Source organism: Cupriavidus oxalaticus, assembly GCF_038900635.1.
GTDB lineage: Bacteria > Pseudomonadota > Gammaproteobacteria > Burkholderiales > Burkholderiaceae > Cupriavidus > Cupriavidus oxalaticus_B.
Map to the genome: position 1 here is coordinate 322,071 of NZ_JAYMRX010000004.1, position 14,386 is coordinate 336,456.

At 63.8% G+C, this 14,386-nt stretch carries 12 protein-coding genes; all 12 read right to left on the reverse strand.

Annotation, left to right across the window (positions count from 1 at the left end; genetic code table 11):
* Window positions 1-39 precede the first annotated feature (39 nt).
* The gene (locus VSR71_RS10030; protein WP_342913711.1) at window positions 40-936 is read right to left on the reverse strand and encodes an amidohydrolase family protein; all 897 of its coding nucleotides are present in this window, start codon (window positions 934-936) and stop codon (window positions 40-42) included.
* A 1-nt stretch (window position 937) separates the two neighbouring features.
* Window positions 938-1,951 (reverse strand): tripartite tricarboxylate transporter substrate-binding protein, encoded by a 1,014-nt coding sequence (locus VSR71_RS10035; RefSeq protein WP_342913712.1) that lies wholly within the window; start codon window positions 1,949-1,951, stop codon window positions 938-940.
* Between the two features lie 87 nt (window positions 1,952-2,038).
* Window positions 2,039-3,271 carry a hypothetical protein gene (locus VSR71_RS10040; RefSeq protein WP_342913713.1) on the reverse strand — a complete coding sequence of 411 codons (1,233 nt, stop codon included), beginning with the start codon at window positions 3,269-3,271 and terminating at the stop codon, window positions 2,039-2,041.
* Between the two features lie 23 nt (window positions 3,272-3,294).
* Window positions 3,295-4,953, reverse strand: a complete 1,659-nt coding sequence (locus VSR71_RS10045) for an FAD-dependent oxidoreductase (protein WP_342913714.1) — start codon at window positions 4,951-4,953, stop codon at window positions 3,295-3,297.
* Between the two features lie 337 nt (window positions 4,954-5,290).
* A complete protein-coding gene (locus VSR71_RS10050; RefSeq protein WP_342913715.1) occupies window positions 5,291-6,244 on the reverse strand; it encodes a LysR family transcriptional regulator in 954 nt (317 codons plus the stop codon).
* 145 nt (window positions 6,245-6,389) lie between these two features.
* Window positions 6,390-7,187: an SDR family oxidoreductase gene (locus tag VSR71_RS10055; RefSeq protein ID WP_342913716.1), complete on the reverse strand. Its 798-nt coding sequence runs from the start codon at window positions 7,185-7,187 to the stop codon at window positions 6,390-6,392.
* An 83-nt stretch (window positions 7,188-7,270) separates the two neighbouring features.
* Window positions 7,271-9,139 carry an AMP-binding protein gene (locus VSR71_RS10060; RefSeq protein ID WP_342913717.1) on the reverse strand — a complete coding sequence of 623 codons (1,869 nt, stop codon included), beginning with the start codon at window positions 9,137-9,139 and terminating at the stop codon, window positions 7,271-7,273.
* Window positions 9,140-9,201: 62 nt separating this feature from the next.
* On the reverse strand, window positions 9,202-10,017 hold the full coding sequence (locus tag VSR71_RS10065) for an AraC family transcriptional regulator (RefSeq protein ID WP_342913718.1): 816 nt from the start codon (window positions 10,015-10,017) through the stop codon (window positions 9,202-9,204).
* A gap of 77 nt (window positions 10,018-10,094) precedes the next feature.
* Window positions 10,095-10,622 (reverse strand): MarR family transcriptional regulator, encoded by a 528-nt coding sequence (locus VSR71_RS10070; RefSeq protein WP_342913719.1) that lies wholly within the window; start codon window positions 10,620-10,622, stop codon window positions 10,095-10,097.
* Window positions 10,623-10,743: 121 nt separating this feature from the next.
* Complete coding sequence (locus VSR71_RS10075; protein WP_428979379.1) at window positions 10,744-12,096, reverse strand: HlyD family efflux transporter periplasmic adaptor subunit; 1,353 nt, start codon at window positions 12,094-12,096, stop codon at window positions 10,744-10,746.
* A 33-nt stretch (window positions 12,097-12,129) separates the two neighbouring features.
* Entirely contained in the window at window positions 12,130-13,602 is a 1,473-nt protein-coding gene (locus tag VSR71_RS10080) for an efflux transporter outer membrane subunit (protein ID WP_342913720.1), read from the reverse strand.
* 40 nt (window positions 13,603-13,642) lie between these two features.
* Window positions 13,643-14,080: a MarR family transcriptional regulator gene (locus tag VSR71_RS10085; RefSeq protein ID WP_342913794.1), complete on the reverse strand. Its 438-nt coding sequence runs from the start codon at window positions 14,078-14,080 to the stop codon at window positions 13,643-13,645.
* Between the last annotated feature and the right edge of the window lie 306 nt (window positions 14,081-14,386).

Genomic DNA, 14,386 nt, shown 5'->3' on the forward strand with positions numbered 1-14,386 from the left:
GATTATCTTCCAGTGAAAAGTTGTATCGATTGCCCTGTGCTAGGGCCACCCGTAGAGTCGCGCGGCGTTGGCCGCGAAGAGCGCTTTCTGCTGTTCCGCGCCCGGGAACCATTCCGTCACGACGTCGACCAGATCCGCGTCGTGAGGCATATCTGTCCTGACCATCACGTGCGGCCAGTCGCTTCCCCACACCAGACGGTCCATGCACTCGCTGCCAAGCCAACGCGCAATTTGCCGGGCCTTGTGGTACGCGGGCGCGTCGTCCAGGCGATACGGGGCGGTCACCTTCGCCCACGCCAGCCCAGCCTTCATGAGCGAGACCATCGCCTGCATTTCGGGACCTCGATAGTCGGTCACGCCACGCGAGAGGTAGCCCATGTGCCCGAAGACGACTGGAACGCCGAGGTTCGCGAGCACGTCCTTCATGTCCGGATGCCGGTCGACGTGCATCAGCAGCTCGATGTGCCAGCCCAGGGGCCCCACGAGGTCGGCCAGGCGCAGCAATTGCTCTCTTGGCAATTCGGCACGCGCGCTCTGCACGTCGACGACATTCACGCGCACGCCTCGCACGCCGAACCCGTGCATCAGGTGAAGGATGTCACGCGGTTCGTCTCCTCGCAGCACAACCACGCCACGCGCCTCCCGTCCAAGCCCCTTGAGGGCGTCAAGCAGAACGCGGTTGTCGCTTCCGTAGACGCTCGGCTGCACCAGGACGCAGCGCGTCACGCCAAGATAGCGACGTACGCGCTCGTAGTCCGGCATCAGGCAGTCCGGCGGTGTGTAGACACGTTCCGATGCGTAGGGAAACCGACCAACGGGACCAAGAATGTGCAGATGGCTGTCGCACGCATTCTCTGGCAGCGAGCGACGCGGATACTTCACGCTGGCGAGCGGCGCAGCGCAGGGCGGTGCGCTGGATAGCATTGTCGGAGCCATCTCAACTCGCTTTGCGCATCAGGCGATCAAGGATGACGTAGTCCTTGCGCATCAATGCTTCAAACTGCGCTGGGGTCAGCGTCATCGGCTCGGCGCCCACCATTGCAAGTTTCTCCGCCACGGCCGGGTCCGTGGCCACTTTGCGAATCTGTTCGCTCAGCAGGTTGACGACATCTGCGCGAGTCTTCGCGGGAGCGAGCACGCCGACCCAGACGTTGAACTCCGCGGCGGGGAAACCGGCTTCCGCGATCGTGGGGACATCCGGAAGCAGTTTGGAGCGAGTCTTCGCACTGATGGCCAGCGCGGTCACCTTGCCCACCCGGATCATCTGGAGCGCTGCGCCCAGGGGCGCCCATCCGACCTGGCAACGGCCCGCGGCGATCTCCGTGACGATCTCGCTTGCTCCCTTGAGCGGAATGTGTTCCGCCGTGATACCGGCTGCCTCGAGCAGCAATTGCATGTTGATGTGGGCCGCGCTCCCGATCCCTCCGGAGCTGTAGTTCAGCTGCCCTGGATTGGCCTTTGCCTGAGCAATCAGCTGCTGGGCCGTCTTGATGTTCCCGTTGGCGGGCACGACAAGAACGTTGGCGAAGGTCGCCAGCGGCGCAACGGCGGCGAAGTCCTTCATCGTGTCATAAGGCAGTGACTTGTAGAGCGCCGGATTTGCCAGGTGCCCCATGCCCACGACGGCCAGCGTCTGCCCATCGGGCTCGGCCTTGGCCACTGCGCCAGCCGCGATCGTGCCGCCTGCACCTGGCCGGTTGTTGATCACAACGGGCTGTCCCAGGCCTGCGGAGAGGCCTTGGCCAAACACTCGCGCTACCAGGTCCGACCCGCTTCCGGCAGTGAAAGGCACGACCAGTTGCACCGGGCCGCTCGGGTACTTGTTCGCGGCGAAGCCGCGCGGGGCTATGGTGAGGCCCGCCACGCAGGCCATGCAAGTCCTTCTCATGCGTCCATGGTCATTAAGCTCCGCGGCCCTCGGTCTCGGGTTCGTCAAGTCGGCGCGCTTCATTCTTGTCTCCTTCATGCCTGGATGTTCGAATTGTCTTTTTGCTGGATGGGGCATTGACAGACGGCGATGCCATCCCTTCGCCTTTGCCTATCTACCCTCGAATTGCAAAATGTGCAGCCCGGCGTTGGGGTCGGTCAGATAGACCAATCCTTCGCTGTCCACAAACAGGTCGCCCGATTGGACGACCGCAGGCACGCCCGGGCGCGTGTCAACCATCTCCTGTGGGTCGGCCGGGACGAAGTACCCCGCCTCACGCGGTTGGAAGGGGTCGCGAATATCGTAGACCCGCAATCCCGCGTTCAGATAGGTGGCGAAAATGAGGTCCGAGCTCTGGAACGAGCCCGGCCGGTTCTCATGCAGGTTGTGCGGGCCGAACTTCCCGCCCTTGCGACAATAGTTCTCGTCGGAAGGCACCGGGCAGGTCGAGATGGGAACCGGGTTATGCGGAGACCTGATATCCACGATCCAGATCCGCGGGACGCCATTGGCACAGTCCATGGTCGTCGCTTCGTCAGCGACCACGAGCAGGTTGCGCTCGGGCAGCGGCAGCGCCGTGTGCGTGCCGCCCGCAAACGGCGGACACCAGTTCAGGTGGCTGACCATCTTCGGCTTCGCCAGGTCGCTGATGTCGTGGATGGTGATCCCGCCATCGCGCCAGGTGCCGAAGGCGAGGCCGCCCGCCACGATCGCGTGGTGTGCGGCGTGCCGCTTGCCTTGCGGTACCTGGGAACCCTCGCCGCCGCCTGTCCACTGCCCGGGAAGCCACCACTGGCTGACAATGGTGGGTTGCCGCGGGTTGGCAAGGTCAACGACCACCATGATGTGGTCGGTGTAGCCCTCCATGTGAGCCGCTACGTAGGCGTACCGGCCGCCAATCCACCAGATGCGGTTCACACCGAGCCCCGGGATACTGAAGAACGCGATTTCGCGCGGCTCGGAAGGTATCTTGATATCGTAGATGCGAATCCCCGCAGAGAAACGCAGCTCACTGTTGCTGAAGGCGTTCGTAAGCGTGTTCGCGAAGTACTTGCTCTGGTCCTGGAACTGCGCCAGTGTCCAGACACTCGGACCATTGATGGCCAGGAGAAGGTCGTCCGCAACCTGAAGGTGGTGCGAGCGGGTATTCCTGGGCATCGGCACATAGGCGACGGTCGAGGGCTTGCGTGGATCCCTTACGTCAATGACGCTGAAGCCGTCATTGAACATGTGGCCCACATACGCATAGCCCCTGTGAACGATCACCTGTACGCCATCCGGCCGTCCCCCCTGGTCGCTGTGGGCAACGAAGGAGAAGTTTGCCGATTTCTCGTGCTTTGGCATGGTCCGAGTCATTGCGCACACCCTCACGCTGCCAGAACTTCGTCGACGCGGGCGGCTCCGCGAATCAGGTCGACCAGTGCGAGCGGATCGGCGGGGACGGCGTCCCCACGCCAGGCGACATACTGATCGGGGCGCACGAGCGTCAGCGTCCTGCTGTACGGACTCCCTGCTTCGGATGGCCTGACGTCCAGCAACTTGAACGGAACGCCCCGCTCTTGCGCTGCCTGCAGCAGCGCATCCACGCACACCGAGGGATCCAGGCGGATGACGGTGTAGAAGGGCCCCAGCTCGTCATAGAGCGACCGGCTTCCGTCGAGCCAGACGTGCGGCGCCCGGCAGCCTGGCACGGTGGACGAGGTGAACTCGTGCATGGAGTACGCTGGCTGTGCCTCTCCGTCATAGGCGATGATCGGGGAGTCGGCGTAGAAGTAGCCGAAGTTGAGGCCTGCCGAGCATTGCTGCTTAAGCTCCAGCTCTTCCGAGGCGTCCCCTGCCTGCCTGCGCGACTCCACGCCGGCCGCGCTGTCTTCTTCGATGTTCTCGGGGACATTGCGGCGCTGCATCTTCACCGCTACCGCGACATCGGTGATGATGTGCGAGATCTGCTCCGTGATGGGCTTGCGCTCAGACTCGTAGGCGTCAAGAATGTCCTCGCTTGCCCACCCCTGGAGGACGGCCGCGAGCATCCAGGCCAGATCCGCCGCGTCGGCGATGCCGGCGTTCATGCCGTAGCCGGCGGCAGGGATCCACAGATGGCAGGCATCGCCGGCGATGAAAACCCGGCCGTCGCGCATCTTGTCAGCCACCATGCGCCGGCCCATCCAATTTTCCTGCGAGACGATCTCGTACTCGAACTCCGGGCCAACGCCGAGAATTTGCCGGATAGCCCAGTCCCGGTCGATGTCGTCATACTCCTCGTCGTTGTAGAGGAAGTTGTGAACGTTCCAGCTCTCCTTGCCGTCGATGGCGATCACCGTGCCGGAGCGACGGGGATTGAGGATAAAGTACATCCACGCGGGATTCGACCCGAGCAGCTCCATCAGCTTCGGCGCACGAATGAAGCTCGACTGCACCCGTTGGATCTGCGCCGTGCCAACAAAGGCAGAGCCGATCATCTGGCGAACATTCGACCGGCCGCCATCGCATCCGACCATGTAGGCGCCAACGATCGGCTTCTCCTCGTTCGTCTCCAGATCACGCACACGGACGATCACGCGATCGCTGTGCTGCTCATAGTCCAGGAACTCGTGACGGCTCAGGATCGTGACGCGGGGCTGTTGCGCGGCGTGCTCGAAGATAATCGGCTCGAAGAAGAGCTGATTGCAACGATGCGAGGGCTCAGGGGTCGGCCAACCGCTGTCCGGTGACGGAACACACGCCTTGCGACCATTGCGCGACGGCAACTTCAGACACGAGAGTTCGATACCGGTCACGGCCGTCCTCGAGGACACATTGGTGCTGTGGTCCGGCGGCAGGCCAACCTCGCGGATCTTTTGCGCAATGCCCATTCGACGGTACACCTCCATGGAGCGCGCGGAGATCGTGTTGCACTTCACAGCGGGCGGCTCCCCTGCTGCGCGGCTCTCGATCACAACAACGTCAATGCCCCGCCACGCCAGGTCCATCGCCAGCGTCAGGCCCACGGGGCCCGCCCCGATCACCACCACCCTTGATTCAGTCATACCCCATCCACTGTCTGATTGTTAATCGGCATTGCCGACGATTGATCGCTGCCACTGCTCAGCGCTATCGGTTCGTCGTGCGTTCGAAGCAATCGTAGGTAGATCGGCCCGGGCGCAGAAGCTGGATCTTTGTCTATCCCTATCGGAAATTCCGATACCCCGGGGAGCTGGGCCACGGATATAGCGAACCCAAATGAATGAGCAGCGCGAGTGCATTGACGCCCGCTGTCGTGGTGACGTTGCGGCTTGCGTCGATGCGTTTGGGGCGTTTACGCAGCTGGCGTGCGTTGCGCGCAAGTCTGCGCACCAGGGCGTCTGGGTCGACCGCTCGCGCTTGTCAGAGCGCGGCGACTATTGTTCGCAGATGCTCGATAAAGCGCTGGACGACCGGGCTGGGGGTCCTCCTCCTGAGCATCATCAGAGAGATGGGGCGCGACCGGAGGTCGACATCGACTTCCAGGCGCTTCAAGCCCCATGTCTTGGCGTTCCTCACCAGGATGGATGGCAGGATCGAGATGTACCGGCCTGATGCCAGCAGCTCGCTGCGCAGCAGCAGGGACGCGGAGGTCACGCTCACGTTCGTGAGACTCAGGCCTCGAGATGCAAGCCCGGAGTTGAGGAGGTCGAAGATCATGGGCGACGGTGGCAGAATCCATGGCTCTTCGCACAGTTGGTCGAGGGAAATCTTCCTGCGGCGAGTCCAAGGGCTCTTCGCCCCCGTCACGATCCAATGCGGATCGTGGAAAAGGCTTTCGATGATCAGGTCATCATCCTGAAAACCATCTGGAAGCCGCCTGAGCACGATGTCTACGACACGATCCTGCAGCTCCTGGTTCTGCAGCGACGTCGTGTCCTGATGAACGACGTGGAACGAGACGCCGGGGTACTTTTCGAGGAATGTTCCTATGGCTCGGGGCAGCATGCCTGCGGCCACGAACTCCGGGCAGCCGATACGTATTTCCCCAACCGTCGGATTGGACAGGAACTCAATCTCGCGAACCCCCTGTCGCAACTCGTCGAAGACAGCCCGCGTTCTTCGGATAAGGACTTCCGCGTAGATGGTGGGACCGACACCCTGGGCATGACGATCCAGCAGGCGGATACCCACCGCTCGCTCCAGGCCTGAGATGGCCTCCGAGACCGCGGGTTGCGACATGGACAGCTGCGCTGCGGCCTTGGCCATGCTTCCGCACCGCACCACCTCGGCCAGGACATGCAGATCGCGCAGCTTCAGGCGCCTGCCGATTCGGTCTTCCCAGCCGGGTTGATTGGGGGCCTGGCCTGGAGTCATCGGGCGCTCCTGTTCTGGCTGTGTCAATGGTTCGGGCCATTATAGGGTCTTCAAGCGCCCCTTCTGAAACGCCGAAGATGGAACAACCGTACTCGCAACCGGATTCGAGAACTCGAAACTCTGGCTTCCGCAACCAGCCCATCCATCAGCTGTCGAGTCGCGCGCCCGCTACAGACCATCCCCCGTCGGCTGGAATGATGGCGCCGGTCACATAGGCCGCAGCCTCGGAGGCCAGGAACAGGCAGACATTGGCAACATCGCGCGGCGTTCCCATTCGCCGCATCGGAACGCCCCGCACCACGGCTTCGCGCGATTTCTCGTCGGGAGCGAGCCGCTTCATTCCTTCCGTGCCATCGATCGGCCCCGGCACGACGCCGTTCACGCGCACCCCTTGCGGCCCCCACTCGAGTGCTAGCGTGCGCGTCACCATATCGACACCTGCCTTGGCCGCGCAGACATGAACCTGCATGGCCATGGCGATGGCCGCCTGCGGTGCGGAGATGTTGATGACGCTCGCGCCCGGTGAGGTCAGATAAGGATGCGCGCCCCTCATGACATGAAAGGTCCCCAGCAAATCAATGTCCACCACTGACTTGAAGCCGTTAGGGCTGAGCGCCTGGGCAGCCGCTGGAAAATTTCCGGCGGCTCCGGACACCAGCACGTCGATGCTTCCGCGGCTGGCGGCGAACGTACTGATTGCATCCGCTACCGCCTGCGGGTCGCGCACGTCGAGGCTATAGCCCTGTGGTGCTGCCGTTTGCCCCGCCACCCGCCCGCATTCCGCCAGGCGCGCCACGGTGGCTCGCACCTTTTCCGGATCACGGCTGGCCACGCCCATGACCGCGCCGCGCTCGGCAAACGCCTCGGCGATGCCAAGATTGATGCCGCTGGTCCCGCCAAAGACAAAGACCTTCTTGCCGGTGAAGTCGAATGCCGCATTCATACTTAGCTCCTTGCGTCAGCGCCGCCTGGCCGAGCCAGCACAGCTTCGTTGTCTCGCTTGCACACGCCCGATCTCTTGATGCTTCAGGCATAAGCCAATGACCAGCCGAACACGTATGCACCCAGTTCCTCGCGAACGGCGGCTTCTATGGTCTCGTGCGGCTCGGTCAGCGTGACGGAAATGTCCAGCCCCCGCTTGCCGCCCTCCAGGGCCCGCACATCGGCCAGATAGCCGCCGGCGAGTTCCCTGAGCCTCGGCTCCAGCATGCGCAATGCGGCCTCGGCTCGCAGCGCGGGCTTGTAGACCTTGCCGACAGCCGTTGTCGGCAAGGCTTCCATGAAGTACGCGTGCTTCGGCCAGGCGGGCCGCTCGGCGATGCGTTCACGGGCGAACTCCTGCAATGCCTCCACGCTGACGTCGCCGTGCCCTCGCCGCAGGCTCACGAAGACGACCGGAAGTTCGCCGGCATAGCGACAGGGCTGGCCGACGGCGGCGGCGGTCTCCACCGCAGGATGAAGCATGAATGCGTGCTCGATCATCGCGGGATCGATGTTGTGCCCGCTCCGGATGATCAGGTCCTTGCTTCTTCCGGCAATGTACAGTCGACCGCAGGCATCGAGGTATGCGAGGTCCCCGGTGTTGAGCCCGCCCTCCTGGAACACGCCGGCGTTCTGGTGCGCATCGAGGTAGCCGGGCGATACATGGGGCCCTTGGACGAACAGCACGCCGATTTCCCCGGTTGCGCAGTCGTCGCCAAGCCGCCCGTCCTCCAGCCGGCGACGGACACGCAGCGTGGTGAACGGCAGCCGAATTCCGACCGAGCCTGCGACAGGCGTGCCGGCCGCGGGAGACACTGCCGTCAGGCCTCCCGTTTCGGTCATCCCGAGCAAGTCATGCAAGGCCTTGCCGGTGGTCGCCCTGAAGCGTTCGGCAAGGCTGGGCGGCGACGGCGACGCGCCTGTCACGCCGATACGCAGGGAAGACAGATCCGCATCCGGCGGCACCGAAAGCAAGGCCCCCATTGCGGTAGGGACGGCGCCGAGAATGGTGACCCCGAAGCGCTCAACGATGCGCCAGATGTTGGCGATCATGGCGGGATTCCTGAAGCCCTGCGGCGACAGCATCAGAACCCGCGCGCCGCGCAGGAAAAAGCCAAGGCTGCATGGAATCGTTCCGCCTACGTGGAAGAGCGGCATCCCGTTGGTAATGCAGTCTTCCTCGCCAATATCCAGCAGCAGCGCGGCACCGAAGGCGGCGGCCAGCTGGTTGGTATGGGTATGGGCGACGAGCTTGGGCACGCCGGTCGTGCCGCCCGTATGAAAATAGGCCACAACCCTGTCGGGATCCGGGCTCGCAGGAAAACACAATGACGCGGCATCCTGCTCATTCATGGCTTGCGCGAAGTCTGTCGCCGAAGGGACAGGGCTTCCCGGTGTGCCGATACACAGCAGCATCAGGTCGGGCAATGCCGCCGAGACGGCGGCCGCCCGCTCCCAGATGCCCGGATACTCGCTGCCGGCGGTGACGAGGATGCGTGCTCCGGACGCGCGTACCAGATCGACGATCTGGTCAGTGGTCAGGAACGGATTGAGCGGGACTGCATAGCCAGCCGTTTCCGCGCCCCAGAGAACATAGTGGGTTTCCACCAGGGAAGGCAGAAGAAACGCCGTGCCAACCCCAACCCCGCCCATGCCTGCGAACAGGTTCGCCGCGCGTGTCACACCCTCAAGCAGCGTCCGGTAGGTCGCCTGTTGCGGGTTCTCGTCCGGCGTCCCGTGAGTAACGAGTGTCAACGCAATCGCTTCGGGTCTCGCTTGGGCACTGGCACGCAATGCGTCATGGATTGTGGTTGCACCTGCATCTATGCCGGGCGTGGCGGCGCGCCAGGTACGCTCAAATGTTTCAAGGTCGGCCAGGGTGGCTACCGGCTCGAATGTGGAAGTCGGGATCAAGGCTTGTCTCCTGAGTGGTGCGCGGCTGTCGGTCAGCTTGCCCGCATGCCTTGATCCTCGCGCTATCCGCGCGTCAGGTCTTGAATGAAACAGCTATGAAGAATGCGCCTGGGGGAAAACCCGAAGTACCCGACGAAGGTGCGCGTCAGGTGTGCGGCATCGGCAAATCCGCTATCGCTTGCAAGGCGAGTCAGCGTGGACTGGCCAGTGAGCCGCGAGAACGCGAGCCGGTAACGCCGCCACAGCAAATACGTCCGCAGCGGAATGCCGACTTCCTCGACGAACAGATGGGAAAGCCGGCTTTCCGACAAGCAGAACCTGTCCGCCAGTTGCGACAACGAGACGCCTTCCGGAAAGCCGGCATCGATGACGGCCAGCAGCTCCCATACGCGGTCGCTCGGCCGGAGAGAGCAATTCAGCGCAACGCCGGCGCGTCCGCACAGTTCCACGAGTGCTTCGACATGAGGCTCGGACGGTACATCGGCTTCAAAACAGCGGCGCAGCAAATCCTGCACACCGGTCCAGCCCGCTGGCGCCAATGATTGCAGCGGCCGCTCCGCCAAGGCTCGCTGCAACGGCCGGAACAGGACATGGCCGGGTTCGAGGTTAATGCTCAGAAGGTCGCAACTGCCGGCGCGCAGCACACGTCCCTGCCCCGCTCCGACCAAGGCTGCCAGCGTGTTGACGTTTCCCACCTGAGGCACTGCAACGTTGAAGGGCCTCTCGTTCAGGGAAACCAGCAACGTGACAGCGGGCCGCCGGATTGGCACCGAGATCAGGTGCGGTGTGGCGATTACCAGGCTTCGGGAGTAAAGGGCAGCACGAGAACTCGGGCATTCGGCGGTGTTGGGCCGTTCAACGTGGACAGCGCTCGGCATGTTGCTGACTCCCGTGCTGATGGTCCCGTCGTTGCGGGTGGGTGCAAGCTATGGTACCGGATGGTCCGACGGCAGGGTCAGATATGTTCCTGGGCTGTATCGAGCGATGCGGCGGCCTGTTCCATCAGTTGCAACATTCCTTGAAAAGCCGGCGGCCCCATTGCGGCCTCCAGCGCCTTGTCAAGCCGCTGACTGGTGTGTGCGTCCAGCAATTCGTGCAAGGCTCTCCCAGGCTGGGTCAGCGACAACCGGACGCTGCGCCGGTTCCCGGGGGTCTTCGTTGCGGTGATGAGCCGGCGCTGCTGCAGCAGATGGGCCGCGCGCGACAAGGCGCCGGCATCGTGGCCGGTGGCCACCGCAATTTGACTCAGCGTGCCCGAGGCTGCCCGCTGCAGGTAACACAGAATCAGCCACTGCGACATGGTCAGTCCGGCGGAACGGAGCGTCGCTGTCGCACCATGATGCAAGGCACGCTTCAGGCGACTGGTCGTGACCAGGACATTGACCAGCGTGGCATTGTCAGGAAGACGCTGTGGATTCGGCCACCGGACGCTTGCCAAAGCGAGATCCGGGGTCACTGTCGCATTTTCGTTGGTACTTTCCATGTCACGAAATCCCTGGTCGTTGCGTTGCTCCGACTCATGCTTGCCCGGCATCCGCGCTCGCGTGGAAAAACGGATCGGTCAGACAACTGGGCGGAGACGGCCATTGTTGCAGCGCGCCTGCTTACGCCGCTGGCAACCCGGCACGATGTGCCGACCGGCCGGGAGTCGCTTGCGTGTTGCGCTGTGCTGGCTGGGGCCCCGCCTTCTGCTCCTGTTGCGCCACGTCTGCGGTCGCCCGCTCCGTGCCGGCCGAACCGTTACGGTTCTGCGCGATGATCCGCGCGATCTCGCGATCGGCTTCCGCGCCGTAGCGCTGGAACACGTCGGTGCGATAGGTCGTGCGGTATGGCGCTTCGTTGCCACTGCGGCTGCCGCTGGCGAGGCGCGAACCGCCTGCCTCGCGCGTTTGCACCTTGACGTGCATCGACAGGCCGATCTGCAGCGGATGCTCGCGCAGCTCCGCCGGATCGAGCTGGATGCGCACCGGCAGGCGCTGCACCACCTTGATCCAGTTACCGGTGGCGTTCTGCGCAGGCAAGGCCGAGAACGCGCTGCCGGTGCCGGCCGAGAAGCCCACCACCTTGCCGTGGTAGGTCACCTTGCTGCCATAGAGGTCGGCTTGCAGTTCAACCGGCTGCCCGATGCGCAGGTGCTTGAGCTGGACTTCCTTGAAGTTGGCGTCGACCCACACGCCGTCGAGCGGCACGATAGCCATCAACGGATTGCCAGGGGCCACACGCTGGCCAACCTGTACGGAGCGGCGCGCCACGTAGCCGGTGACCGGCGCGGGCAGCGTGTTGCGGGCATTGGCAAGGTAAGCTTCCCGTACCTTGGCAGCGGCAGCCATGACGCTGGGATGGTCGGCGACGGTGGCCTGGTCGGTCAGCGTGTGGTTGGAGGCCAGTTGCTGGCGTGCGGTGTCGAGCGCGGCTTCGGCGGTCTTGACCGCATCGCGGGCGTGGGCAACATCTTCCGCAGCCACCGCGCCGGATTCCGTCACCTCGGTGCGCCGGCGCAGATCGTCCCGTGCGCGGGCGAGATCGGCCTGCCGCTGCCGTACCGTCGCTGCCAGCACGTTATTGTTGGCATAGAGCGCGCTGACTTGCCGCACCGTCTGGCCAAGGGCTGCCTCGGCATTGGCAAGCGCGATATTGGCGTCTGCGGCGTCAAGGGTCACCACCGGCTCGCCGGCCTTGACGATCTGTGTATCGTCGGCGTTGACCGCGATCACGGTGCCGCCTACCTGCGGCGTGAGCTGGACCAGGTTGCCGTTGACATAGGCATCCTCGGTTGCTTCGTGGAAGCGCGCCACGGTGTAGTAGTACGCGCCGTAGCCGGCTGCAGCGAGCGCAGTGGTCAGGCCCACCAGGGCCAGCAGGCGCTTGCGGGTGTTCTTCCTGGCGCGTTGAGCATCGAGGATTGCCGGGGTGCCGGCCTGTTCAGCGGCGGGGGTGGTCTGGGTGGTTTCGTTCACAGCGTCACCTGTTCGTGATCGTTGAATGGAGAATCAGCGGACAAGCGCCGTTGTTCTGGTCGAGTCGGAAGCATCCGAATAGCCGCCACCCAGCGCGGCGGCCAGGGCGATCTGCCGGTCACGGCGCGTCATGCGCAGGTTGGCGAGCACCTGGCTGCTGGCCAGCGCAGTGGTCTGCGCGTTCAGCACCGTCAGCTGGGTCGTCAGGCCGGCCTTGTATTGCGCCAGCGCCAGTGTCAGCGCGCGCTGCGCGGCGGTATCGGTGCGTACGGCGTTGCCGATCTGCGTATCGATGGCGCGAATGTCGGAGAGCTGGGTGGCAACATCGGTCAAGGCATTGACCAGCGTCTCGTTGTAATTGGCCACGGCGAAGTCGAATTCGGCATAGCGGCCCTTGAGCTGGGCGCGCAGCGCGCCGCCGTCGAAGATCGGCAGGTGGATCGCGGGACCAACCGAGGCGGTGCGGCTGGCGGCACGCAGGAAGCGGCCCCAGCCAAAGGCATCGAGGCCGATCATCGCGCTCAGGTTGATGTCCGGATAGAACTCGGCCTTGGCCACCTTGATGTCATGCAGGGTCGCGTCCACGCGCCACCGTGCGGCGACGATATCCGGGCGGCGCGAAACCAGGTCGGCGGGCAGGTTGTCGGGCAGGCGGATTTCGTCTCCGGCGCCCAGCGCGGGACGGGCGATCGCCAGGCCGCGGTCCGGACCCTGGCCGAGCAGCGCACCGAGCTGGTAGCGCGTGCGCTGGATGGTGCCGTCGAGCGAGGACAGCGCAACTTCGCTGGCAGCAAGGTTGGCTTCCGCGGTGCGCTTCTCGACCTCGGTGTCCAGGCCCATGGTGACGCGTCCGCCGGTCACGCGCAGCACTTCGCGGCGCTGCTTCACTTCATCCTGCGCGATGTCATGCAGTGCGTAGAGGCGCGCCAGTTCGTTATAGGCACGGGCAATGGCGCTGCCGAGGGTCAGCTTGACCTGCTCCGCCTCGGCCTCGCTGGCGTGCAGCGAGGACACGGCGGACTTGAGCGCCTCGCGGTTCTTGCCCCATAGGTCCAGTTCATACGAGGCGTTGATGAAAGCCTTGTTTTCCGACTGCCAGGAACCGGCAAAGGCAGGCGGAATCAACGTACTTTCCGAAAAACGCTGGCGTGTCCACGAATAGCCGGCTCCGACTTGCGGCAGCGTGTTGGCATTGGCGCCCTCGCTGAATGCCGTAGCGGCGGCCACCCGGGCCCGCGCCTTTTCGAGGGAGGGACTGCCCTGCAGGGCTTCGCCGATCAGGGTCTTGAGTTGCGCGTCGCCAAACTGATCGGCCCAGTCGACGGAAGGCCAGCGGCCCTGCTCGGCAGGAATGCTCTGCGTGGTGGCGTAGCTGTTGACGTCGGCGGTGTGCTTGTCGCTCTTGATGCCGGCATAGTTGGCACAGCCGGCCAGCACAGCGGCCATCAGTATGGAGACGGCAGGCCCGGCAAGGCGGCGTGCAAGTCTGGATTTCTGAGTTCGCATTATCTGACTAGTCAGTTATCTGGGTAAAAAAAGACGCGCTCTAGGCGTCCGCAAATTTCGCGAGTAACCGGCAGAATTCCGCAAACTCTTCCTGGCTAAAGTGCCTGAGGCGCCGATTGAGCACCTTGGGCGCCACTTCCGGGGCGCGCTTTGCAACCTCCTGCCCCTTGCGGGTCAGTGTCAGGTTGACCACCCGACGGTCGTCCACACTGCGGCTGCGCAATAGCAGGCCCTTGGTCTCCAGCTTGTCCAGCATGCGGGTCATCAGGCCCGTGTCGATGCCGAGCAGCTTGCTGAGCTCGAACGGGGTGGCGGCCACGCCCTGCGTAAGTGACAGCAGGATCCCCATTTGCTGGCCAGTGATGTCCAGGTCCTTTAATGCCGCGTCCATTTCCATCAGCAAGGTGTTGCGGGCACGGTTGAGGAAAAACCCGACGCTATCAGTGATGCGAAAGTTTTCCTTCGAATAGTGATCCACGGCAAGGCTCGTCATTTGATTGATCCAACAGTAACTGATCTGTCAGATAAATGCAAGTCCGGCGGATCGCCCCGGAGGTGGTGCCGTCCACCACCCCGAGAACCCGTCTTCCAACAAGGGATTCGTTCCGGGAACCTCCACTGGCATGCGCGGTGCCCCTGCAATGATCCAATCCTCGTCTTCATCGCGAAGCAGCTTGCCTGACCCACTCCGGTCACGCATGCCCCAGGTTCATATGTAGTGATGGGCCCGTGACATACGGCACTTCCCCTTTCAGAAATGGGTCCTACGTTTGAGAGCGCGAGG

Excerpts from the sequence above, each read along its gene's own strand:
- VSR71_RS10035 (WP_342913712.1), bottom strand. The coding sequence starts at position 1,951 with ATGAAGCGCGCCGACTTGACGAACCCGAGACCGAGGGCCGCGGAGCTT.
- VSR71_RS10065 (WP_342913718.1), bottom strand. The coding sequence starts at position 10,017 with ATGCCGAGCGCTGTCCACGTTGAACGGCCCAACACCGCCGAATGCCCG.
- VSR71_RS10055 (WP_342913716.1), bottom strand. The coding sequence starts at position 7,187 with ATGAATGCGGCATTCGACTTCACCGGCAAGAAGGTCTTTGTCTTTGGC.
- VSR71_RS10080 (WP_342913720.1), bottom strand. The coding sequence starts at position 13,602 with ATGCGAACTCAGAAATCCAGACTTGCACGCCGCCTTGCCGGGCCTGCC.
- VSR71_RS10045 (WP_342913714.1), bottom strand. The coding sequence starts at position 4,953 with ATGACTGAATCAAGGGTGGTGGTGATCGGGGCGGGCCCCGTGGGCCTG.
- VSR71_RS10030 (WP_342913711.1), bottom strand. The coding sequence starts at position 936 with ATGGCTCCGACAATGCTATCCAGCGCACCGCCCTGCGCTGCGCCGCTC.
- VSR71_RS10040 (WP_342913713.1), bottom strand. The coding sequence starts at position 3,271 with ATGCCAAAGCACGAGAAATCGGCAAACTTCTCCTTCGTTGCCCACAGC.
- VSR71_RS10050 (WP_342913715.1), bottom strand. The coding sequence starts at position 6,244 with ATGACTCCAGGCCAGGCCCCCAATCAACCCGGCTGGGAAGACCGAATC.
- VSR71_RS10070 (WP_342913719.1), bottom strand. The coding sequence starts at position 10,622 with ATGGAAAGTACCAACGAAAATGCGACAGTGACCCCGGATCTCGCTTTG.